At 62.3% G+C, this 23,431-nt stretch carries 19 protein-coding genes; 4 read left to right on the plus strand and 15 right to left on the minus strand.

All coding sequences use genetic code 11. The annotated features are described in order from the left end of the window. Nucleotides 1-129 precede the first annotated feature (129 nt). On the plus strand, nt 130-555 hold the full coding sequence (locus I2H31_RS07450; protein WP_196292358.1) for a hypothetical protein: 426 nt from the start codon (nt 130-132) through the stop codon (nt 553-555). 162 nt (nt 556-717) lie between these two features. Here the strand turns inward: I2H31_RS07450 and I2H31_RS07455 are convergent, their stop codons facing one another. Together I2H31_RS07455 and I2H31_RS07460 are read right to left on the minus strand one after the other, a co-directional pair. Then, the gene (locus I2H31_RS07455) at nt 718-1,608 is read right to left on the minus strand and encodes an NAD(P)H-binding protein (RefSeq protein WP_196292359.1); all 891 of its coding nucleotides are present in this window, start codon (nt 1,606-1,608) and stop codon (nt 718-720) included. A gap of 103 nt (nt 1,609-1,711) precedes the next feature. Next, a complete protein-coding gene (locus tag I2H31_RS07460; RefSeq protein ID WP_196292360.1) occupies nt 1,712-2,581 on the minus strand; it encodes an AraC family transcriptional regulator in 870 nt (289 codons plus the stop codon). Nucleotides 2,582-2,695: 114 nt separating this feature from the next. Between I2H31_RS07460 and I2H31_RS07465 the strand changes: the two genes are divergently transcribed. Beyond that, nucleotides 2,696-3,862, plus strand: a complete 1,167-nt coding sequence (locus tag I2H31_RS07465; RefSeq protein ID WP_196292361.1) for an XdhC family protein — start codon at nt 2,696-2,698, stop codon at nt 3,860-3,862. A 24-nt stretch (nt 3,863-3,886) separates the two neighbouring features. Here the strand turns inward: I2H31_RS07465 and I2H31_RS07470 are convergent, their stop codons facing one another. The 8 genes from I2H31_RS07470 to I2H31_RS07505 form a co-directional block, all read right to left on the minus strand. Then, on the minus strand, nt 3,887-4,801 hold the full coding sequence (locus I2H31_RS07470) for a DUF6268 family outer membrane beta-barrel protein (protein ID WP_196292362.1): 915 nt from the start codon (nt 4,799-4,801) through the stop codon (nt 3,887-3,889). 140 nt (nt 4,802-4,941) lie between these two features. After that, nucleotides 4,942-5,232 carry a hypothetical protein gene (locus I2H31_RS07475; protein WP_196292363.1) on the minus strand — a complete coding sequence of 97 codons (291 nt, stop codon included), beginning with the start codon at nt 5,230-5,232 and terminating at the stop codon, nt 4,942-4,944. 294 nt (nt 5,233-5,526) lie between these two features. Further along, nucleotides 5,527-6,915, minus strand: a complete 1,389-nt coding sequence (gene preA, locus I2H31_RS07480; protein ID WP_196292364.1) for an NAD-dependent dihydropyrimidine dehydrogenase subunit PreA — start codon at nt 6,913-6,915, stop codon at nt 5,527-5,529. A 139-nt stretch (nt 6,916-7,054) separates the two neighbouring features. Then, on the minus strand, nt 7,055-8,380 hold the full coding sequence (locus I2H31_RS07485; RefSeq protein ID WP_196292365.1) for an FAD-dependent oxidoreductase: 1,326 nt from the start codon (nt 8,378-8,380) through the stop codon (nt 7,055-7,057). Between the two features lie 157 nt (nt 8,381-8,537). Continuing rightward, on the minus strand, nt 8,538-9,404 hold the full coding sequence (locus tag I2H31_RS07490; RefSeq protein WP_196292366.1) for a nitrilase-related carbon-nitrogen hydrolase: 867 nt from the start codon (nt 9,402-9,404) through the stop codon (nt 8,538-8,540). A 257-nt stretch (nt 9,405-9,661) separates the two neighbouring features. Continuing rightward, nucleotides 9,662-11,035: a dihydropyrimidinase gene (hydA, locus tag I2H31_RS07495; RefSeq protein ID WP_196292367.1), complete on the minus strand. Its 1,374-nt coding sequence runs from the start codon at nt 11,033-11,035 to the stop codon at nt 9,662-9,664. A gap of 101 nt (nt 11,036-11,136) precedes the next feature. Continuing rightward, the gene (locus tag I2H31_RS07500; protein ID WP_196292368.1) at nt 11,137-12,489 is read right to left on the minus strand and encodes an aminotransferase class III-fold pyridoxal phosphate-dependent enzyme; all 1,353 of its coding nucleotides are present in this window, start codon (nt 12,487-12,489) and stop codon (nt 11,137-11,139) included. Between the two features lie 384 nt (nt 12,490-12,873). After that, nucleotides 12,874-14,346 carry a CoA-acylating methylmalonate-semialdehyde dehydrogenase gene (locus tag I2H31_RS07505; RefSeq protein WP_230687522.1) on the minus strand — a complete coding sequence of 491 codons (1,473 nt, stop codon included), beginning with the start codon at nt 14,344-14,346 and terminating at the stop codon, nt 12,874-12,876. A gap of 46 nt (nt 14,347-14,392) precedes the next feature. On the opposite strand from I2H31_RS07505, the gene I2H31_RS07510 reads away from it, so the two are divergent. Next, nucleotides 14,393-14,593, plus strand: coding sequence for a hypothetical protein (locus tag I2H31_RS07510; protein WP_196292369.1), 201 nt, complete (start codon nt 14,393-14,395; stop codon nt 14,591-14,593). Between the two features lie 243 nt (nt 14,594-14,836). After that, nucleotides 14,837-15,649, plus strand: a complete 813-nt coding sequence (locus I2H31_RS07515) for a phosphatase PAP2 family protein (protein ID WP_196292370.1) — start codon at nt 14,837-14,839, stop codon at nt 15,647-15,649. A gap of 87 nt (nt 15,650-15,736) precedes the next feature. Here the strand turns inward: I2H31_RS07515 and I2H31_RS07520 are convergent, their stop codons facing one another. From I2H31_RS07520 to murI, 5 genes are all read right to left on the minus strand, one after another. Continuing rightward, nucleotides 15,737-16,366: a porin family protein gene (locus I2H31_RS07520; RefSeq protein ID WP_196292371.1), complete on the minus strand. Its 630-nt coding sequence runs from the start codon at nt 16,364-16,366 to the stop codon at nt 15,737-15,739. Between the two features lie 254 nt (nt 16,367-16,620). Continuing rightward, a complete protein-coding gene (pelA, locus tag I2H31_RS25095; protein ID WP_230687523.1) occupies nt 16,621-18,666 on the minus strand; it encodes a pectate lyase in 2,046 nt (681 codons plus the stop codon). Between the two features lie 40 nt (nt 18,667-18,706). Further along, nucleotides 18,707-19,066, minus strand: coding sequence for a cupin domain-containing protein (locus I2H31_RS07535; protein WP_317192197.1), 360 nt, complete (start codon nt 19,064-19,066; stop codon nt 18,707-18,709). Between the two features lie 215 nt (nt 19,067-19,281). Then, nucleotides 19,282-22,377 carry a T9SS type A sorting domain-containing protein gene (locus I2H31_RS07540; protein ID WP_196292372.1) on the minus strand — a complete coding sequence of 1,032 codons (3,096 nt, stop codon included), beginning with the start codon at nt 22,375-22,377 and terminating at the stop codon, nt 19,282-19,284. Nucleotides 22,378-22,516: 139 nt separating this feature from the next. After that, nucleotides 22,517-23,371: a glutamate racemase gene (murI, locus tag I2H31_RS07545; protein ID WP_196292373.1), complete on the minus strand. Its 855-nt coding sequence runs from the start codon at nt 23,369-23,371 to the stop codon at nt 22,517-22,519. Nucleotides 23,372-23,431 lie beyond the last annotated feature (60 nt).

Consider the following 23,431-nt stretch of genomic DNA (forward strand, 5'->3'; position numbering starts at 1 on the left):
AACGATTTGATGCTACGAGCTTACGCTACCAAAATCTTATTAGAATAATTAATAATACAGCCTTATGCATTTTCGTTACTTGCGGGGCCGGCGGGTGCCGGTGAGTTGTCTCTTTTCCTTTATTTACCCATGAACGTTCCCACTTTCGATTTCTCCGCCCTCACTACCCGCGCCGCCTGCGACAAGGCCCTCGCGCCGGCTCGCCGCATCCAGAGCCGGCTCGAAAAAAACGAGGCCGTGCTCGGCTTCAACGAGTCGGAAGGCAACATTCGCACCAGCCAGGCCCAGCAGCAGTACGCCCGCGCCGACCGCAACCTGCAAAGCGTGACCGCGGAGCTGGCCGACCTGCCCGCCGGCCCCTCCACCGAGCGCGACCAGCTCGAAGCCGAACAGGCGACGCTCGTGGCCCGCAAGAAAAACCTGGCCCTGCAAGGCGCTTCCGGCGACGAAAGCTCGCTCCAGGACCTGGCCGAAGCCCGCAACGACGCCGACCTGGAAATGGTGACCGGCTACATCGGCCAACTCGAAACCCACCGCCTCGGCTTGCCCGCGTAACGGGAAGGGGTGCTGCGCCTCGCCGCGAAGGAATTTGCGCCGGGGAAAGCCGTTGCTTTTACATCAAAACGCCCCGCAACTGGTTGCGGGGCGTTTTTTATACGGCTGGTTCAGGAAGTCGCTGCAATCAGCTCAGGTCGGACGGGCAATTTATTTTCGGCCCTACCCCGCCGCCTGAAACGCCGCGGCAAATTCCTGGGCGAAATCCTCCAGCTTCACCCGGCCCAATGCGGACTTGTGCTGCTCGTAGTCCTCGCTCAGCGTGCCGTTGCCGATGCCGGCGTAGATGTCGACCACCTCGGTGGCCCGGGTGGCGGGCAGGCCGGCCCGCTCCAGGTTTTCCTGCATCTGCTCGTTGGTGAAGGCCACCCATTGCAAGTCGGGCCGGCCGATGGCAGCGCCGAAGACGCGGGCCACGTCGTGGGCCGTGCGCTCGTCGCTGGCCACGTAGCGCACGTGCCGGCCGGGCGTGGCCGGAGTGGCCAGCTCGTCGGCGGCGGCGGCGGCAATGTCCTGCGTGTGCACGAAGGCCACCCGGGTATCGCCGGCGTAGTTGACGCCGATGATGCCCCGCGCTTTTATCAGGCCGATGAAGCTGAACATGTTGTAATAAAACGAGGTGGCCCGCAGGTGGGTAAGGGCCAGGCCGGGCAGCTCGGCCAGGATTTCCTCCACGTCGTGCGTGCCGATAATGCCGCCGATGCCCTCCGAGCGGTGCGCCCCCCAGCTGCTGAGCTGCACCACCCGCCGCACGCCCGACTGCTGGATGGCTTGGGCGTAGCTGCGCCCGAGGTGCTGGTGGTAGGCCCGCGAATCGCGGACGGTGAAGTTGGGCGGCACCATGAGGTACACGGCATCGGCGCCGCTGAACGTGGCGGTAAGAAACGCCACATCGTCGACGGAGCCGATGGCGGCGGTGGCGCCCAGTGCCTCTATTTCCGCTTGCCGTTCTGCCTTGCTGCTGATGAGCGTGACGGCGTGGCCCTGCTGCACCAGTTCGGTGGCCAGGGGCTTGCTGATGTTCCCGAGGGAACCGGTTAGGATGATTTTCATGGGACAAAGCTCCGGCCGGCGGCGGCCCGGCGAAAGGGCCAAACGGCGGGAAGATTGGGCCCAAGTGCGGCAGGCCTCACGTTGCCGAGAAAGCGACTACCCTCTACAGCCGCTGCCGGAATGCCGCGGGCGAAACCCCCGTATTGTTCCTAAAAAACCGGCCAAACGTGGACTGGTCGGCAAAGTGCAGGGTATCGGCCACTTGGGCGATGCTCAGGGCCGGGTTCTGCAGCAACACGTTGGCTTCGAGCAGCACGGCTTCGGCCAGCCATTCCACGGCGCGCTTGCCGGTCACTTCCTTCACGGTTTCGGCCAGGTGCTTGGGCGTGATGCAGAGCTTATCGGCGTAAAAAGCCAGGCTGCGCTCGGTGGCGTAGTGGCAGCTGGCCAGCTTCTTGAATTCAGCGGCAATGAGCTGGCTGCGCGTTTGAACGGCGCTTCCCAAAACGTGCACGCCACTGTAGATGGGCGCAATTTCGTGCAGCAGAATGTGAATGAGGCTGCGCAGAATTTCCTCGCGGTAAGCATGGGCCGCCGCGTATTTCTGCCCAATGCTGCGCAACACCGCCCCGATGCCCTCGGCCTGGGCAGGCGTCAGCTGAAACACGTGCCGGGCATCCCGCTCGAAAAAAGCGAACGAACCCAGATTCAGGCTGCTGGTGGCCGCAATAAATTCCTGGGTAAAAAAAATGCTCAGCCCTTCAAAATCAGCCGAGAAAAACGGCCATTGCTTGATGACGTAGGGCGAAAGCACCATCAGCGAACCAGGGCCCACGTCATAGGTTTCGAGGTCGACCTGCAGGCGGGCCCGGCCGCGCAGCACCAAACCAATCTTGTAGTAATTGCTGCGGTATGGCCGGTTGATGGGCAATTGCGAATGCGCGGAATCCGGCCCCAGGAATAACACCGTCGCCGGCTTTTCCCTAGGCTCGGCCAGGGCGCTTAATTGATAGACGGGGATATTAACGCTCATACCCAACAATATTACAAGCCATCAGCGGGTGGCCTACTGCTGCCCAAACCACTTTCGCCGGCCAGTAGTTTTCATAACCCCGCCCCGCTGCCGGGCGTACAGCCTGCACCCGCCATGACCGAACTCCAACGCCTGCTCCTCGCTTACGACCAGCACCGCGCCGCCGCCCGGCCCTGCGCCCTGGCCACGGTGGTGGAGGTGCTGGGCTCGGCCTACCGCCGCCCCGGCGCCCGCATGCTCGTCACCGAAGACGGGGAGCTCACCGGCGCCATCAGCGGCGGCTGCCTGGAAGGCGATGCCCGCCAGCGGGCCCGGCAGGCCATTTTCCGGGGCCAGCCGGCATTGGTAACCTACGACACCCGCGACGAGGACGACCCGCGCCACGGCCTCGGGCCCGGCTGCCAGGGCGTGGTGCGCATCCTGCTCGAACCCCTGGATTTTGCCGCGCCCGACAACCCGCTGGAACTGCTCCGCAGCTTCGCGCAGCACCCGGAGCCGGCGGTGCTGGCCACGGTTTTTGAGACGGATGCCGCCGGCCTGCGCGCCGCCGTGGGACAGCGCGTGCTGCTCTCGGGCACGGGCGCCGTGCGCGGCACTCCCCTGCTGGCCGGGCCCCTGGCCGAGGCCGCCCGCACCACGCTAGCGCAAGGCCGCTCGCAGGTGCTGGACCTAGAAACCGACGCCGGACCCGTGCGCGCGCTGCTCGAAATGCTCACCCCACCCCTGCGGCTGGTCGTATACGGCGCCGGCAACGACGCCCAGCCGCTGGTGCGCCTAGCCGCGTCGCTGGGCTGGCATATTACTGTGGTCGATGGCCGCCCGAACCTGGCCACCGCCGCCCGCTTCCCCGAAGCGGCCGAAGTACGCGTCGTGCCGGTGCGGGAGCTGGAAACGCAGGTGCCGGAGGCCACTGCCTACCACGTGCTGCTCAGCCACAACTACGCCTACGACCTGGCGGCCCTGCAAACCCTGCTGCCCTCGGCCGCGCCCTATATTGGCCTGCTGGGGCCCCGCGCCAAAGCCGGCCGCCTGCTGGAGGAGTTGAACTTATCCGAAGCCGAAAGCCGCCGCGTGCTGCGTGAGCGGCTGCACAGCCCCATCGGCCTGGGCTTGGGCGGCGAAACGCCCGAAGAAATTGCACTGTCCATCGTGGCCGAAATTCAAGCCGTAAAAAACGCGCGGCGCCCGCAGCACCTGCGCGATACTACCGCGGCCATTCACGCCGACTCGCCCCAGCCGGACCTTGCTGTTGCCGAAGCTCAGCCGGTCGAACGCGACTAAGCTCCGTTTGAAACCAAGCCTGGTTCAGGGCGTCGGCACGCGGTAGCTCAGGACCAGCCGAAACGCCAGCCCCTTTTCAATCGCGGGATTGAGCGGCGTGGGTTCCTTGCCCAAGCCGATGTAGTCGATGGTGGCCGGCCATTGGTCGTCCTTCTCGAACACGTCCAGTCGGCGCGTCACAGCGTAGGCCGCGGTGGCCCGCAAGGCCCAGTGCGCGCTCAGGTAGGTTTCGGCAAACAGCCCATAGTGCCCCTGCTGGTACTGGAAATACCGGTCCTGCTCCCGCAGGCGATAGGCCGTGTTGATGCCATTGAGGTTGAACCCCACGTTGACGCGCTCTGCCACCGCATAGCCGACGTTGAACGTGGTGGGCAAGTCGCCAAACACGCGCCAGCGCGGCCCCAGCCGCCAGTCGACGCCCAGCAGCAGCACATATTGGGGCCCGTAAAATTGCTGCCGGTAGCCCACCGTGAGGCGATACGCCCGCCGGGGGCTGGCCTGGTACGCGGCCCGCAGCACGCCGCCCCAGGTTACGTCGGCGCCGCGTACCTCGCGCAGGTCCGAGTTTAAAGCCGGCAGGGCTAGTGCGGTCAGTTCCACGCGGGGCGAAACACGGGCCCGGTAGCCCAGGACGGGCGAAATGCCATACACGTCATCAACCGCAAAGCCCGGCCGGCTACCGCTGAACTTCAGCGCTTCCAGGCTGGCCCCGACGAGCAGGCTGCGGCTGCTATCAGCCGCCACGGCCACCGGCGCAACCACGCTGGCGCGAAAAACATCGGCCCGAAAGCGATACTCGCCGGCATTGCGCAGCGTCAGGGGCAGCACTTCGTAGCTCAGGCCCACGCCCTCCGCGTAGCCCTGGGCGTGGCCAGCCAGCGGCAGCAAACCCAGCCCCAGCAGCGGCACAAACCGGGGCACCCGTGCGGTAAATTTCATAAAAGCAAAACCAGGATTTTGCCAAAGAACGGGCACGAAACCCAACCATGCCGAAACCGGGGCGGACGGGCACAAAAAAGAGGCTACCCGCCTCGTCAGCGAACAGCCTCTTGTTAATTTTTTGCCTCTGCGGCTGCTTATTAGCGGCGCCGACTGTGGCCGCCGTGGTAGCCATTGTCGCCCTGGTAGCCACCGTGGTAACCGCCACCATGGTAGTAGGGCCGGGCCGGCACTATCACGGCCGGGCGGGGCGCCCGGTAGTACGGGCGGGCGTAATAAGGCCGGGGAGCATAGTACGGCTGAACCGGTGCGTAGTAAGGTTGAACCGGCGGGTAGTAAGCGGCATCGTAGCCAGTGCCCACCGTAGCAGCGCAGCCGCTCAGCAGCAGCAGGCACAGCCCCAGAGCAAATATGAATGGTTTCGTTTTCATGGCAGTAGGTGCATCAGCACGTTAGATGACAAACAAGTATCGTCTTGATAGTAAGACAAAATGCGCGCCAAAATAGTTGACTCCAACGGCAATTGCCTTCCCTTACCAGACCTTGTTTTATACGAACCAAGCACTTTGTTAGTTGAATTTTGCTGGTCGCAGCCTTCGTTCCGCTGCACCCTTTTTACTGCTCAGTAAGTGCGTAAAATGAAATCCTGAGCTAAACTCCGCGCAAAGAAGAAGGCCTGCTGAGTCATCAGCAGGCCTTCTTTATCCTTGCATCTAGTGCCTAGTTCAGGCATCGGCGGGCACTTCGGTTTCGCCAGCGTACACGCGGGCTTTGCCGGGCAGCGTTTTGTGGCGCTCCTTGCCCAGGGCCGCGGCCGGCTCGGGCACCCAGTGGTGGCGGCCACCGGCCTTCTCGTCGTTGAACTCAACCGGGATGTCGCCGGCTTCGGTGCGCTCCTTCCAGGTGAGGTGCTGGGTGCCGGAATCCGTCTGCTCCATGGTGATGCAATTTTCCACGGGGCACACCAACGAGCACAAGTTGCAGCCCACGCAGTTTTCCTCGATGATTTCGGGCACCCGCGTGCCGGCGTTCAGCTTGATGGCCTGGTGGGCGCCGTCCTCGCAGGCCGTGTAGCACAGCTGGCAGCCAATGCACTTGTCCTCGTGGATGTTGGCCGTCACCTTGTACTTCATGTTGAGGTCTTCCCAGTGCAGCACGTTGGGCAGGGCCTTGCCCACCATCTGGTCGATGGTCTGGAAACCCTTCTCCACCATGTACTGCTCCAGGCCGGAAGTCATCTCGCGGATGATGCCGAAACCGAAGTGCATGGCCGCCGTGCACACCTGCACCGAGCTGGCCCCCAGCAGGATGTGTTCCACCGCGTCGCGCCAGTTCTCGATGCCGCCGATGCCGGAGATGGGCAGGCGCACGTCGGGGTGCTGGGCGCAGTTTTTCACCATGTTCAGGGCAATGGGCTTCACGGCCGGGCCGCAGTAGCCGCCGTTGGTGCCCTTGCCGTCCACAATCGGATACGGCGCAAACTTGTCGAGGTCAACCCCGACAATGCTTTGAATGGTGTTGATAAGCGAAATGGCGTCGGCCCCGCCGCGCCGCGCCGCCATGGCCGGCTCGGTGATGTCCGAAATATTCGGCGTGAGCTTCACGATGACGGGCTTCTGCGCCACTTCCATCACCCACTCCACTATCATTTGCAGCACCTTGGGCTCCTGCCCTACTGCCGAGCCCATGCCCCGCTCGCACATGCCGTGCGGGCAGCCGAAGTTCAGTTCGAAGCCGTCGGCGCCGGCGTCCTGGCTTTGACGCACGATGTCGTGCCATTCCTGACGCGACTGCACCATGAGCGAGGCAATGACGGCGTGGTTGGGAAAGCGCTTTTTCACTTCCTCAATCTCGCGCAGGTTATCGGCCAGCGGGCGGTCCGAAATCAGCTCGATGTTGTTGAAGCCCACGAGGCGCTTGTCGCGGTAGTTCACGCCGCCGTAGCGGCTCGACACGTTCACGACGGGCACGCCCAGCGTCTTCCACACCGCGCCACCCCAGCCGGCGTCAAACGCCTTCATGACCTGGTAGCCGGAATTAGTGGGCGGGGCCGAAGCCAGCCAAAAAGGGTTCGGCGATTTGATGCCGGCGAAATTGATGGATAAGTCTGGCATGAATTATTTCCAATTAAAACAGTCATGCCGAGCGCAGCGAAGCATCTTGCCCGCAACAAGTGATTAATACCATCACAACGAAGCGGTGAAGATGCTTCGCTGCGCTCTGCATGACGCGCGTTTTGGTGCGAAAAAGGATTTACTTGCTCAAATAAGCATGAATGCCCCGCGCAGTCAGCTTGGCTTCGGCGGCGGCGTTCACCACTTCCGCGCCGCCGTTCCAGGCATCGCCGGAAGCGAAGTATTTGGGGTTGGTGGTTTGCCCGGTGTGAGCATCTGCCACAATGCGGCCTTTGCTATCGGTTTTCAGACCTGGAATCAAACTTAGGAAATTGGTTTGCTTGGCCTGGCCGGTGGCCTTAATCACCATGTCGCAAGGCTCCACAAACTCCGAGCCCGCCACTTCCGATACTTTGCCATCTTTGGTTTCGGTGCGAATGAATTTCACGCCCGACACGTAGCCGTTGCCCATGATTTCGACCGGCGCTACGTTGAATAAGCCCTGCACGCCCACGCCTTTGGCTAAATCGTACTCGAACTCGTAAGCGCCCATTTCCTCTTTGCCGCGGCGGTAGGCCAGAATTACATTTTCAGCTCCGAGGCGCGACGATTCCGAAGCGGCGTCCATGGCGGTGTTGCCGCCGCCGAGCACAATCACCTTGCGGCCCACAGCCACTTCGTGATGATGCTGACGCAATTCGGCAATAAATTCTACCGCGCCTGTGCAGTTTATTTTGTCTTCGCCGGCCAGTCCCAATTCATTGGTTTTGCCCAAGCCAATTCCGAGGAAAATAGCATCGTATTTCTCCTCTAATTGAATTAATTCTTCGCGGGAATTAATAAGCGAATTAAAGTGCACATTATATCCGAATTGCGCCTGCAGATAATCCATTTCGGCCAGCGTTTCTTCGTTGGTAATTTTATAGGGCGCCACGCCGTAAACCGTGAGACCCGAAGGCTGCGCCTTGGCTTCAAATACATCCACCACATACCCCAGCGCACGCAGTTCACAAGCCGCCGAAATGCCCGAAGGCCCGGCCCCAATTACGGCCACGCTTTTGCCATTCGCTTCGCCAGGGCCGAATAGCTTTTTGCCGCTTTCAATGACCTTGGTGGTGGCATAGCTCTGCAAACGACCAATCTCAATGGGCTTCACATCCTGCAGGTTATACACGCAGGCGCCTTCGCACAGCACTTCGGTGGGGCACACTTTGCCGCAGGCGTTGCCGAAGTAATTGGCTTCGTATATGGTGCGTGCCGCGCCGGTGTCGTTGCCCGAATTTATCTGGCGAATAAACTGCGGAATGTCGATGCCCGACGGACAGGCTTTGATGCAGGGCGCGTCGAAACAAAACAGGCAGCGCGAGCTTTCGTACAGCGCCTCCGTCCGGTTCATGTGCGGCTTGAGCTGCGCGAAATTCAGCTGGAATTCCTGCTCGGTGGTTGGGGTGGAAAATTCGGCCATAAGTAGGCGTATTATTTCATTTGTTAGAAAATCAGAACGTCATGCCGGGCGCAGCGAAGCATTTTTACCGCTTCGTTGTAATAGCATTAATTACCATTGCGGTAAAGATGCTTCGCTGCGCCCGGCATGATGTTCGACCCGATAGTAAGCGGAAGGCCTACAATTCCACCAGTTTCTCGTAGGTCTCCGGACGGCGGTCGCGGAAGAACTGCCAGGTGTTGCGCACCTCGTCAATCATGTCGAGGTCGAATTCTGAGATGAGCAGTTCGTCTTTGTATTCGTCGGCTTGCGCGATGATTTGGCCGCGCGGGTCCACGAAATAGCTGGTGCCGTAGAAGCGGCCCAGGTTCCAAGGCTTCTCTTCGCCCACGCGGTTGATGCAGCCCATGAAATAGCCGTTGGCGGCCGCGTGCGCGGGCTGCTCCAGTTTCCAGAGGTACTGCGAGAGGCCGGCCACGGTGGCCGAGGGGTTGTACACGATTTCGGCGCCGTTTAAACCCAGGATGCGGGCGCCGTCGGGGAAGTGGCGGTCGTAGCAGATGTAGACGCCCACTTTGGCGTATTTGGTCTGGAACACGGGGTAGCCCATGTTGCCGGGCTTGAAGAAAAACTTCTCCCAGAAGCCGGTGGTGTGCGGAATGTGGTTTTTGCGGTATTTGCCGAGGTAGGTGCCGTCGGCGTCAATCACGGCGGCCGTGTTGTAGAGGAAACCGGCCGATTCGCGCTCATACACGGGCACAATCATCACCATGTTGTACTTTTTGGCGTATTCGGCCATGCGCTCGGTGGTGGGGCCGGGCACCGCTTCGGCCGAGGCATACCAGGCTTTGTCCTGGCCGGGGCAGAAATACGGGGTGTTGAAAATCTCCTGCAAACAGAGGATTTGCACGCCCTGGCGGCCGGCTTCCTCAATCAGCGGGATGTGCTTTTGCACCATGGCTTCCTTGATTTCCTCGATGGAGCCTTCGCCTTCGGTCATCGGCAAGCTCATTTGGATGAGGCCGGATTTAATAATTCTGGGCATTGTGTAGGTTGTGGTGGGGTTAGAATCTTTTTGTTATTGCGAGGAGGCACGACGAAGGAATCCGTCCTGGCCTAGGCGCAAATGGTTGAAATGTAATAAAGGCAAATTTGAGCAGTGAGCCCAAAACGGGCTAAAAGTTAAGCAAAAAACAGGGCTTCTCACTTTAAAAAGTGAGTGCTTTTGAGGGGACGGATTAGCTGCGCTGTCCTTCGGGTGCCGCGTTGCGCTGCGCTCCACTCGCAATGACAAACGGAGGCCTAAAAAGCGGTTTTGCCGCGCTTGATGAACTGCCCGTAGCCTTTCTGCACTTTGGTTTCGCCAGCGGCCACGGCTACCTGGCCGCGCAACAGCACGGTGTCGATTTTGCCGGTCAGTTCCCACCCTTCATAGGCGGAGTAATCGACGTTCATGTGGTGGGTTGCGGCCGAAATGGTGTGCTTTTTCTGTGGGTCAATTACCACCAAATCGGCGTCCGCGCCGATGCTAATGGTGCCTTTGCGCGGAAACACGCCGAAGATTTTGGCGGCGTTGGTCGAGGTGACTTCCACAAATTTCTGGAGCGTGATTTTGCCCTTCTGTACGCCTTCCGAAAACAGCAATTCCATGCGGTGCTCCACAGCGGGGTGGCCGTTGGGAATCTTCGAGAAGTCGTCTTTGCCCATTAATTTCTGCTCCCACATGAAGGGGCAGTGGTCGGTTCCCACCACGTTCACGAGGCCCTGGTTCAGGCCGGCCCAGAGCGTGGCCTGGTCCTTCTTCTCGCGCAACGGTGGCGACATCACCACTTTCGCACCGTTGGCTTCGTCTTCGTACAGCGACGCGTCTAGCGTGAGATACTGAATGCAGGTTTCGACCAGCACGCGCTGGTTGCGCTCGGTGGCGCGGCGCACCTGGTTGAGGGCGCCCTCGCAAGTGAGGTGCACGATGTAGGCGTTCACGCCGGTGTAGTTGGCGATGTCGGCGAAGCGGCCGGAGGCTTCGGCTTCAGTTACTTCGGGCTGCGAGAGGTAGTGGTAGAGCGGCGTGAGCTTGCCCTGCGCCCGGTGCTGGGCGATGAGCGTGTCAATCATGTCGCCGTTGGTGGCGTGGGCCGTCACGAGGCCGCCGTGCTTTTTCACTTCCTGCATCAGGCCTACCATCTGCGCGTCGTCAATCATGAGCGCGCCCTTGTAGGCCATGAAGGTTTTAAAAGACGTAATACCCTCGGCCACCATGTCCTTGATTTCCTCCTTCGTGCTGGGGTTGAAGTCGGTCACGGCCATGTGGAAACTGTAGTCGCCCACGGCGTTGCCGGTGGCGCGCCCGCTCCATTCTTCAAAGGCCGAGCGCAACGAGTTGCCCTGCTTTTGCAGAATGAAATCAATGACCATAGTGGTGCCGCCGTGCAGGGCCGCGCGGGTACCAGTCTCGTAGGTATCGGAACTGAAGGTGCCCATGAAAGGCATTTCCAGATGCACGTGCGGGTCGATGCCGCCGGGCACGATGATTTTGCCGGTGCAGTCGATTACCTCTGCTCCTGCCGCCGCCAGGTTGCGGCCGATGGATACGATGGTTTCGCCTTCAATCAGGATATCGCAGACGGCGTCCGAGTCGGCGGTGACGACGCGGCCGTTTTTGAGGAGAATGGACATGTGGAAAGTAGCGCGGACTTTGTAGTCCGCGTCCCGAAACGAATGGTGAAACGATAGTGTAAGTGCGCGAAGACGCGGACTACAAAGTCCGCGCTACTTGCCTAATCCACGTGCTGGTCGGCGATGCTGATGGCCTCCGAAATAATGGCCAACCCTTCGTCGATTTCATCTTTCGTAATGTTCAGCGGCGGGCAGATGAAAATGTAGCTCCAACGCACGAAGGTGTACATGCCCAGTTCGCGAATTTTGGCAGCTACCTGGTTCATCACGTCCATTTGGGCGGGTGTGGCGTTCCAGGGGGCCATGGGCTCTTTGGTTTCCCGGTTGCGTACCAGTTCCAGGCAACCAAACAGGCCGGTGTTGCGCCAGTCGCCGATGCTGGGGTGGTGGCGCATGAGCTGGGCCACTTGCTCGTCCATGTACTTGCCCATCTCCACCGTGTTTTCGAGCAGGTTGTCGCTCTCGTAGATGTCGAGCACGGCCACGGCGGCGGCACAGGAAACCGGGTGCGCCGAGTACGTGAGGCCCAGCGGCAGCGGCTTGTCGTCGAACGATTTGGCAATTTTCTCGTCTACCATCACGGCGCCCAGGGGCAGGTAGCCGGCGGTGATGCCCTTGGCCATGCACATGATGTCAATTTTGACGTTGTGATGGTCAGAACCGAACCACTTGCCGGTGCGACCGAAACCCGACATCACTTCATCGGCAATGAGCAGGATGCCGTGCTTGTCGCAGATTTCGCGGACGCGCGTCCAGTAGCCGGGCGGGTACTTGATGCAGCCCGACGTGCCCGACTCCCCTTCCATAATGATGGCGGCCACGCTGCCGGGATTTTCGTAGCCGATGATGCGCTCCATGGCATCGGCAGCGCGCTGGGCGCACTGCTCAGGCGTTTCGGAATACCAGGGGCAGCGGTAGAAATAGGGGTTTTCGACGTGCACGGTGCCGGGCATGGCCTGGCTGTCAACGGCAAATTTGCGGGGGTCGCCGCCCACGCTCATGGCGCCGTAGCTGGCCCCGTGAAACGACTGGTACAGCGACACAATCTTGTGACGGCCGGTGTACACCCGCGCTAGCTTGATGGCGTTTTCGATGGCCTCGGCCCCACCCAGCGTGAAAAACGCTTTAGTAAGATTGGGTGCGGTGATTTCCGCCAGCTTCTTGCCGAGGTCGCCGCGAGCTTTGGTAATCATGCCGGGGTACACGTAGCTGAGCTCGCGCATCTGGGCAGCCACGGCTTCGGTCACGCGCTGGTCGCCGTGGCCGATGTTCACGTTCATGAGCTGAGCCGAGAAGTCGATGTAGCGCTTGCCGTCGCGGTCCCACACGTACACGCCCTCGGCGCGCTCGGCGTTGATGGGGTTCAGGCCGGTTTGCTTCGACCACGAGAAGAGCGTGTGGTCGAGGTTGTCGTGTAGGATTTGGTCTTTGTCGAGGTCGTAGGTGGTTTCCATGAAATGGCGAAGGAAAGGATTAGGGGAAACGGAAGCGGAGGACTGTCCCGTTGAGCGCAACAACTTACGAAGCAATGGGCAGCCTTCTATCTCTGCGGCCCGGTGCCAGTAAAATGTCTGGGTGAAATGCGCTTTTCAGAAGAGCCCTCCGTTCCGCCACGGCGCGGGGCGGAATCGCGACGTGTTGAGTGGGAATTCTCGTGTGGTGTTGGTTGGGGTTTATTTATTAGTTGCTGGCTACCAGTTGTTGGCCACGTCTGTCATCCTGAGCGAAGCGAAGGACCTTATCACGGTTGAGCTAGTTATCAGCAGGCACAAACGGCGCGAACCTGATAAGGTCCTTCGCTTCGCTCAGGATGACAGACTACTAACAATCGTGACTACCTAGCTCATCCAGTTCACGCGCGACTCGGGGTTCCACTTCGTCGTGGTTTTCTTAAGCTGCGTCCAGAATTCGATGGAGCTTTTGCCGGTAATATCGCAGGCGCCGAATTTCGACTCGTTCCAGCCGCCGAAGGAGAAGGGCTCGCGGGGCACGGGCACGCCGATGTTCACGCCAATCATGCCGGCGTTGGCGTGGTCCATGACGTAGCGGGCGCTACTGCCGCTGCTGGTGAAGACGGCGGCGGCGTTGCCGTAGGGGTTAGCATTTTCGATGGCCAGGGCCTCGTCCAGGGTGTTGGTGCGCATGATGGCAAGCACCGGGCCGAACACTTCTTCCTGGGCAATGCGCATGTCGGGCGTCACGTAGTCGATGATGGTGGCGCCCACGTAGTAGCCGTCTTCGTGGCCGGGCACCACGGCGTTGCGGCCGTCGAGCAGCACCTTGGCCCCGGCGGCTTCGGCTTCGGTGATGTGCTGTTCGATGCGCTGCTTGGCTTCCTTGCTGATGACGGAGCCGAGGTTTTGGCCGGCTATAATCTTGCGGGCTTCTTCCACGATTTTAGCCACAATGTCATCCACCGGGCCCACGCCGACCATGGTGGAGCCGGCCATGCAGCGCTGGCCCGCGCAGCCCGACATAGAGGCGGCCACGTTCGAAGCCGTCATTTCGGGGTGAGCGTCGGGGAGCACCATCAGGTGGTTTTTGGCGCCGCCGAGGGCCACGCAGCGCTTCAGGTTGCTGGTGGCGCGGATGTACACCACTTTGGCAATTTTGGTGGACCCCACGAAGCTCACGGCTTGAATATCCGGGTGGTCGCAGATGGCTTCCACGATTTCCTTGTCGCCGTTCACCACGTTCAGCACACCGTCGGGCAGGCCGGCTTCTTTCAGCAACTCGGCGATTTTGACGGCACTCAGGGGCACTTGCTCCGAGGGCTTCAGAACCATGGTGTTGCCGAGCACGATGGCGTTCGGGATGGTCCAGTGGGGCACCATGTTGGGGAAGTTGAACGGGGCGATGCTGGCCACCACGCCCAGCGGCTTGCGCTCGGCGCGGGCTTCCACACCTTTGCTCACTTCCAGGAATTCGCCCTGGATGAGTTGCGGCATGGAGCAGGCGAATTCGGTCAACTCGATGGCTTTTTCGACTTCGGCGCGGGCTTCGTCGTAGGTTTTGCCGTTTTCCTCGCGCACGAGGTCGGCCAGGGCTTTCATGTCGCGCTCCAGGAGCGTTTTGTAGCGGTAAAAAATCTGCACCCGCTCCTTGATGGGCGTGGCCGACCACGAGGGAAACGCGGCTTTGGCGGCTTGCACGGCGGCGTCGAGCGCGGCGGCGTTGCTTAGCGGCAGGGTGGAAATCACTTGCCCGTTTAGCGGGCTGAATACGTCCATGGTGGACGTGGAGGCATTTTCAAGGGGCTGGCCAGCCACGTAGTTGCGGATGGCGGGATACTTCAACGTCTGGACTTCCATATTACCTTATTGTTAAGCGGGGTGCAAGCTAAGGGTTTTGCGGGACTTGATTACGCAACCACAATCGTTTCCGGAGAAAATATTTTGTTCCGGACGAACGGCAGGCTCGTTTTGTACTGATTGGGAAGCCAAGGTACTCAGGCTGCTGATGAAAATACTCAGCGGCGCGAAGCTGACCGGTTTTTGGGAAAACGGCTTGCAGCGCTTCCTGAAATCTGGCCGCAGCATCCTCAGCTTTGGCTACTGACTGGCCCTGTCATTCAATGCCGGTAGCAAGGCCCTGCTCCTCGCCATGCCACAGTTCGATGCTGCCGACTCTAGCGCGCCCTGACCAACTCAATGGCGCCCGCATAGTTGGCTTTTTGTTTCCAGTGAAGCCAACGCAAGCAAGCGCAAATAAAAACCGGGGTTGGCCTCATCTCTGTGTTACGCTAATGTTAAGTTTCCCGTATGAGCCCATGTTAAATCACTTCCATTCCTCGATTCCATCATGCGCTCCCCACTTTTATCTTACCTCACAGCATTTTTCCTGCTCATAGGTAGCATTGCTCCGGCTTATGCGCAGGTGCCCACGGCCCCGGCCCCCACCGATACCACCAAAAAATACGCAAACCCCGGCGGCGTGTCGGCAGCGGTGAAGGCGCCCTGGTACAAGAGCAAGCTGGTGAAGGCCGTGGCCATTCCGGCCGTGATGATAACCTACGGCGCCATCACGGCGCAGGGCGACGCGGGCATCAACCACCGGGAAAGAACCTTCGTCCAGAAGCAATTTCGGCCCGTCAATACCACCATCGACAACACGGTCATTTTCCTGCCTTACCTGGAGCTGGGCGCCGTGGCGCTGGCGGGCGTGCAATCCCGGAACGACCGCATCAATACGCTGCTCATCATTGCCAAAGGCGAGGCCATCATGCTGGCGTCCACGTTTGCGGTGAAGTACCTCGCCCAGGAAACCCGGCCCAACGGCTCCGACAACCTCTCCTTTCCGTCGGGGCACACGGCGCAGGCGTTTCTGGCGGCCAGCATCGTGCACACCGAGTTCAGAGACAAAAGCCAGTGGTACGGCATCGGCGCCTACACCATTGCCAGCAGCGTGGCCGCCCTGCGCATGATAAACGACAAGCACTGGCAGAGCGACGTGGTGGCCGGCGCCGGCTTCGGCATCCTCTCGGCCCACCTGGCCTACCTGAGCCACCGCAACCGCTGGGGCCGCAAGCCCATCGGGCGCGACGTGAGCCTGTCGCCCACGTATTTCGGCAACGGCACGCCGGGCATGGCCATTACCTGGCGCCCCACCAAGTAGGGCCGCTCGCCCATTTCCCCAGAACTGAAAAGGCCCGCGCCGGCCCCAAATTCTGGAGCCGGTGCGGGCCTTTTTCGGCACTTAGGGCTATTGGTGGGCGCCGAACTGGAAGGCGGCATAGACCTGAAACACCCGGTTTTGCAGGCGCGGGTCGTTGATGCCGGCCAGGTTTTTGGCGTCGTTGATGTCGTTGAGGCCAGCCACCAGCCGGGCGCCCAGCGAGAAGCCGGAAGAGAGTTTCAGGCCGGCGCCGCCCACCACGCTGAAATCGCCGCGCTTGAAGCTGCCGGTGGCCGGGCGCGACACGTTGCCGTAGGCCGGGGTGCCATCGGGCGCGAGGCTCACCTGCATGTCGCCCGACTGGTTGGCGTTGAGCAGCACGCCAAACTGCGGCCCGGCTTCCAGAAACACGGGGCCCACGGTGAGCTTGGCCAGGACGGGCACGGTGAAATAGTGGAGTTGGGTGTCGTAGTTGGTATAGGCCGACTTCAGGGTGCCGCCCTGCAACGAATACTGCACCTCGGGCTGGATGGACAGCGGGCCGAGAATGTTGGCCTGGTAAAAAATGCCGACGTGGTAAAACGCTTTGTACGAAGCGTCTTCGCCGTTGCGGCCCGTGAGTTCGGCCACGTTCAGGCCGCCTTTCACCCCAAACTGCGCATGCGCGGCGGGCAGGCAAAACAAACTCAACAGCAGGATAATCAGGCTCTTTTTCATAGCGCACAAAATGAATAAGGAGGGTTGAGAAATCGTAAGGGCCAGCTAAAACGGGGCTCGTCATCGTGGGGCTTCCCCAGTTTCAGTCGTTGCCGCTGAGAGAATTACGGCTGCCTGCCCCCGGAATGTTGCGGGGCAAACGCGCATTCACCAACGGGAAAAAGACGTTTTTCGCGCCTTGCCCGTTCGCTCAACCTCTCTTTGATTCAATTTCGCACCTCAGCACGAATATCAACCATATGATAATCACTGTACTAATTCGAATTTACCCGCTTTAGCCAAGCCGGGTATTCCTTTTCCAGCAGCTCCGCGGGCCAGGTGCTGGCGTAGACGTAGCCGGCCCGGCGCTCGTTCTCAATCTCGCTGAGCTGGTAGTGCACCCGGCTGTCGCGCCCCACGTAGATGGGCCGGTTGGTGCCCAGCTCGTAGAAGCGGGCCCAGAGCGTGGCGCCCGGCTGCGGCACAATCACCCGGTCGCGGTGGGTTTTCTCCTGCGGCGCGGCAATTTCGCGCAGGGCGTAGCCGGGCATTTTCACCTGCTCAAACCACGCCATAGCCCCCTCGATGGCGGCTTTGACGGCGGGCGTGGCGGGCTCGTCCAGCAGAAACCGTACAATGCCCACCGATTCGGCCCCGCTGAGCGAGGGCAGCTCGAAGGCGCGGGCCTTGGCCGGCAGCAGGCTCACTTCGTCGTATTGGGCGCACCAGGCGGTGGGCCGGCCGTTTTGAATTATCTGCGTTTTGAGGATGCAGTCGACGCCGCGGGCCACGGCGGCCTGGGCCAGCGGCCGCAGCTCGGGGGCCACGGCGGCGTAGCGCTCCTCCTGCCGGGCCACGCGGCGCAACACGGTCAGGGCCCGCACCATGGCGTCGTCGTTGAAGGTGATTTCGTGGCGGTAGCCGCTCAGGTCGGGGTAAAACTGGGGTAAGCCGCCGTTGGGGTACTGCATTTTCAGCAGGTAGCGAATGCCGGCTTCGGCGCCCTGGCGGTAAGCCGGGTTGTGGGTTTGCTGAAAGGCCTTGAGCAGGTAGTGGATTTCGCGGGTAGTGGCGTCGTTGTCGATGGTGGCGTCGTTCTGGTTTTTGCTGTCGAGCAGGCCCGCGCGGGCGCCTTCGCTGAGGCGGGCCGCGTAATTAATTTTCACTTCGCCCAGGGCTTTGGGCCAGCCGCCCACGGCACGCTGGTAGAGCAGCATCTTTTCGGCAGTGGTGTCCACGCGCACGGGTTGGGCGGTTTCGGTGGCGGCCACGGCGCCCGTCAGCGGGTTCCAGCGCCCGCCGAAGGTCCAGGCGGGCGTGAGGTCTTTGGGCCGAAGCGCGCCCTCGGCCGAAGCGAGGTTGTCGCGGTGCCAGGCGTAATCGCCGCCGCGGCGGTGGCAGTTGGCATAGTATACGCGCCGGCCCCACTGCCTAGGCCCGGGGCCCGAAGCCGCATGGTAGATATCGGCATCGGCCATATTCCGGGCAAAAGTGCAGTCGACCAGGTAAAACTGCGCTTCCTTGTGAAAGCGGCCCAGCTTGAAGCCGTCGTCGCCGCTGAAGCTGCAGTTGCGCAGCACCGTTTTCGAGTCGCGGTGGCCGGAGCCGTCGTGCCAGATGGCCGCCTCCTTGCTGTGGCAGATGAAGCGGCAGTTTTCGGCGTAGGCCCAGCCGCGCGGGCAGTAGAAGTCCACGCCGCCTTCCAGGGTGCAGTCCTGGAAATAGTAGGCGCCGGCCTCGGTGTCCCAGGGGCTCACCGTGTCGCCGCCCAGCGCCCGGAAAGTGCAGTGCCGCGCCACGAGGCGCGTGGCGCCGGGCAGGGCGCGCAGGGCCATCTGGTGGCCGGTTTTGCTCACGGTTTTCTGGCCGCCGGGGGCCGTGGGGCAGTCAATTTTCACCTCACCCGCCGCCTCAAAGCCGTAGCTGTTGATGACGCTCAGGTTTTCGAGGGTGACGTCGGGGCTGTTGCGCAGGTTGAGGGTGGCCACGCCCCAGTCGCCGGCTTTGGCGTCGGGGCCGCATAGCCACATGTCGCGGGCCTGCGGAAAAGTGAGGACAACGCCCTTTTCGCTCTGGCCTTTTAGCGTGATTTTGGCCTTGCCGTCGATGTAGACTTTCTCGCGGTAGGTGCCGTTTTTGAGGTAGACCGTGCGCGGCGTGGCGGCCGTGGCGGGCAGGCTGTTGATGGCCTCCTGCACGGTGCGGAAATCGCCGGAGCCGTCCGCCGCCACCGTCACGGTCTGGGCCACGGCCGGGCGCAGGCACAGCCCCAGCAACAGTAAAATCAGCAGGCCCAGCAGGCGCAGCGCGGTTGTTTTCATGGGAAGCAGCAGAGTAGCAGCACAAGCAAGCCCGGTGGGCCTAGGCCAGAAAATCGTCGCGCCGCGGCGTGAAGGCGTCCACCAGCACGCCGGCCTCCCGGCACTGCACGCCGTGCCAGGCCAGCGGTGGCACGTAGCAGCTGTCGCCGGCGCGCAGCGTCTGGGTTTCGCCGGCAATGGTGTACTCAAACACGCCGCTTTCCGCGTAGCTCAGCTGGGCGTGCGGGTGGTTGTGCACGGCGCCCACCGCGCCCGTTTCGAAGGCCACGCGGGTCAGCATCAGGTCGGGGCCGTGGGCCAGCACCTTGCGGCGCACGCCGGGAGCAGTGGCTTCCCAGGGCGCTTGCGCGTCGGGCACGAAGGCGTGCGGGGTGGTTTCGGCGGGGGTGGCAGTATTCACTTCTATAAGGCCGTGAGGGTGGAAATCCTGGTTAAAAGTCCGACCATTTAGGGTATGGGGCAAGCTTCCGGGTGCTTTTACTTGCGCAATCGTTCCCGAAAACGAGGCCGCCGCGGGACCTTTTGCCCAAGCATTCGGCAACAAAAAAAGCCCCCGCAGTTGCGGGGGCTTTTCTGCCTCAAAGCGTCCGGACCAGCCGGCGCCCTGAGAAAGGCTTAGTTCTTCTGAATGCGACGCACGGCGAACACATCACCCTGGCGCACTTCGAGCATGTACACCCCAGCCGCGAGGCCGGCCGGCAGCAGCACCTGCTTGTCGGCGCCCAGCGCGGTGGGGGCCAGCACCAGGCGGCCCGCCAAATCGCGCAGGGCCACCGTGGCGGCACCGGCGGCGGGCAGGGTCACCGTGAGGCGGTCGGTAGCGGGGTTCGGGAACACCGTCAGGCCGGGCAGGGCCTGGCTGGCCAGCGCGGCCGACACGATGTTGAACGAGCCGGTGCTGGTGGCCGTGCCACCGGGCGTCACCACCGTAATGGGGCCGCTGAGGCTGCCCGTACCATTGGGCACCACAAACGTGATGGTCGTGGCCGATACCACCGAGTAGTTGGTTACGTTAACCGCGCCGATGCGTACTGCCGTGGCATCCATCAGGTTAGTACCGGTCACGGTAACCGTGGTGCCGGGGCCGCCCGAGGTGGGCGTGAAGCTGGTGATGGTGGGCGCCGGGGGCACGATGGTAAAGGTCACCGTGTTTGAAGTACCACCGCCGGGGGTGGGGTTCACCACGGCCACGGTGTAGGTGCCAACCGGGGTTCCGGCGGGAACGGTGCCGGTGAGCTGCGTAGCCGATACAAACGTGCTGGGAATGGGCTGGCCCCCGGCCACCACCGTCGAAGCGCTGGTGAAGCCGGTGCCCGTGATGGTCACGGTGACGGTGGTGTTCACCACGGCCGAGTTCGGCGTGATGCTGGTTATAACGGGCACGGGGTTGGAGGCGCCGGCGAAATCCGAAATCGAGATGTCGTCGATGTTGATGCGCTGCGTATTGATTGTGGCAGTGCTGGTGATGCGGAAACGCACGTTACCGGCCTGGTTCACCGTGAAGGTGTAGGGGGTAATAACGTTGGTGAGGGTGGCCGGGGCGCCGGGCACCGCGGTGAAAGTGGCGCCGCCATCGGTCGATTTTTCGAGGACGAAGGTGGCGCCCGTGTCGGTGCCGAAAAGGCCGGCATTCACGATAACCGTACCGGCCCCGTTTGGCTTGTCAAAGTCCATCCGAATGAAGCCCACGCGAATGCGGGCCGCCTTCAGGCCGTTGGCGCGGTCGTTGAACGCGTTGCCAATCAAGGCGTCGGAGAACGTCCAGGAACCGCTGGTCAGCACCACCGCGGCGGAGGCGTAGCCCGTTTTGGTGCCGGTTTCGAAGTTTTCGAACGCCCCGGCCGTGCTCACGTTATTCACCGTGAAGGTGAAGGCGTTGGAAGTGCCGGCCGAGTTCGTCACCGTCACCGGAAACGAGCCGACCGTGGTGAATGCGCTGGCCGGAATCAGGGCCTCAATGCTGGTGGCCGTGCTGGTGGTCTGGGGGTACGAAACGCCGTTGAAGTTAACGGTCGAGGTAGAGGTGAAGCCCGTGCCGGTAATCACAAACGTGACGGCGGCACCGCCTACTACCTGCACGCCGGGCGCCAGTTGCGTAATGACGGGCGTCACGGCCGGAACCGTGACCGTGAAGCTGGCGGTGCTGGTGCCCGTGCCGGCCGGCGTGGTGATGGCGATGACGCCGCTGGTAGCGCCCGTGGGCACGGTGAACGTGGCCGACGTGGCGCTAACCACCGTGAAGGCGGTCACGGCCGTGCCGTTGAGGGTAGCGCCGGTGGCGCCCGTGAAGTTGGTGCCCGTCACGGTGACCGTGGTGCCCACGGGGCCGCTGGTGGGCGTGAAGCTGGTGATGGTGGGCGCCGTGGCCGGCGCGTTGAACGTGAAGGTGCCGGTGCTGGTGGCGGTGCCACCGGGCGTGGTCACGGCAATGGTGCCCGACGTGGCCGTGGTGGGCACGGTGAAGGTGATGGTGGTGGCATTCACCACGGTATAGCCCGTGATGGCCACCCCGTTCAGGGTCACGGCCGTAGCGCCCGTGAAGTTGGTGCCCGTGATGGTGACCGTGGCCCCGGGGCCGCCGTTGGTGGGCGTGAAGCTGGCGATGGTGGGCGCGGCCGCCGCCGCTACGGGCGCGAAAGTAGCGCCGCGGAAAGCCGTCATGCTGGCCGCCGTGGCAATGGGCGCAGGCACCGCCGTGGTGCTGGGTGCGGCGTTGTAGCCGGCGTTGTCGCTCAGCACGTACAGGCCGCCGTTGCCGGCCGCTACCATCGACACCGTGGTGCCGGTGGTCTGGCCGTCGAGGCCGCGAATGGGCGTGGCGTTCGTGATGGTGCCATTTAGCGTCCAGGTGCTGCCCACGAGGCTCCACTTCTGGATGCCGCCGCCCGTGGCGGTGGCGCCGTCATCGGCCACGTACACCACGTCGAGGCCCGGCACGGTGGTGCTCAGGTCGGCGAAGTAGAAAGCCAGCGGGCTGATGCCGGCCGTAGTCGACGTGGTGCCCTGCATGCCGGGCAGCAAGGTGGTGGTTTGGCCGCTGGTGGTGGGCAGGCCCGTGCCGACTTGGCTCAGGCCGATGTAGGGCGAAGAGCCGCTGCTCACGTACAGGTTGCCACCAAACGTGTTGACGTAACGCAGGTTGCTGGGCGTGCCGCTAATCACCACCGAAGCGCCCGCGTTGGCGTAGGGCACGTAGCGCACGCCGCCGCTGGAGCCCGACGTGTAGAAGCTGCTGCCGTCGACCGTGGCCGCGGAGCGCAGGTTACCGGTGGCATCGGTCAGGCGCGTGCTGGTGTCCACGGTGCCATCGGCGGCCACGCGGCCCACGATGCGGTTAGCGCCGGTAGAGGGGTCGAGGCCGGCCACCGCAGCCGTACCAGGAGCGGCGTCGTAGCCAGCCAGCACCAGGTAGGCGCCGTTGGCCGAGCGGGTCATGCCGCCGTCGGTGCTCGACGAGCCGGCCACGGTCAGGCTGCGGTTGTTGCCCGAGGTGGCCGTGGGCAGCGGGATGGTTTGCACCAGCACCCCGGCCGGGGTGTACTCCTGCAGGTAGGCGGGCGTGGCAGCCGAGGTCAGCGAAGCCGCGCCGTCGCCGACGCGCAGCACCACGAGGTTGCCGGGGGTGAAAGGGGCTGCCGAGCCCAGCATGGGCCACAAACACAGCAGAAAGGCCAGGCATTTGAGCAGCCTTGTTGTGAAGAGTTGCTTCATAAAAAATGAAAAGGTTGGAAAAAAGTAGGACAAGAATGACAGAAGAAGCCGGAGCAGGCGCGGCAAAGGTAGCCCCATTGGCGCCGGGTGGAAAGTTACGGAATAATGACCTCCCGCGCGGCCGAATGGTTGCCGGCCGTTATTCCCACAAGGGGTAGTGCTCCAGGTGAACTTCCTGCTCGAAAAAGATGCGCGTGCTTTCTTCAAACGAACGGGTGAAATCGGAAACGTAGAAATGGTGGGCGGGCGCAGTGGCCGCAGGTGGGGCCAGCAGGCCGTGCGCGGCCAGGTAGGCTTCGGCGTCGGCGGCCACCACGTCGGAGGCGTCCAGCACATCTACACGGCCGGCGTAGTAGCGGGCTATCTGTTCCTTAATGAGCGGGTAGTGCGTGCAGGCCAGCACCAGCGCGTCGATGTCGGCCAGCGTGGCATTGCCGAGGTACGCCCCGATGATGTCGTCGCTGATGGAATTCTTGAAAAAACCTTCCTCAATCATGGGCACCAGCAGGGGCGTGGCCAGCGAGTGCAGGTCGACGTTGGCATCCAGCTCATCCACCTTCTTCTTATAGACGTTGGAATTCACCGTTTGCTTGGTGCCGATGAGGCCCACGCGCCGGCCGGCGTAGGCCCGGCCCAGGTGCGCCACAATGGGGTCTATCACGTTCAGCACCCGCGCTTTGGAACCCACGTACTCGCGCACCAGCTCGTATGCCGCGGCCGAGGCCGAGTTGCAGGCTATCATGATGAGCTTGCAGCGCTGGCGCAGCAGCAAGTCGCAGATTTTGACGGAATAGGCCTGGATGGCGGCGGCGCTTTTGTCGCCGTAGGGCAGGTGGGCGGTGTCGCCGAAGTACACGATGCGCTCGTGGGGCAGCCGTCGCGCCACGGCCCGCGCCACGGTGAGGCCGCCAATGCCGGAGTCGAACATACCAATGGGGCGGGCAGCCAGGCTTTCGGCCGAAGCCGCGGGCGCCGCAGGGACAGCAGTTGTCATGCCGCAAAGGTAGCGCCGGCCCGCAAGGCCGCCGTGGTGGCCCGGCAGGAGTTTTTTGGA

The sequence above is a fragment of the Hymenobacter ruricola genome (genome assembly GCF_015694525.1).
GTDB lineage: Bacteria > Bacteroidota > Bacteroidia > Cytophagales > Hymenobacteraceae > Hymenobacter > Hymenobacter ruricola.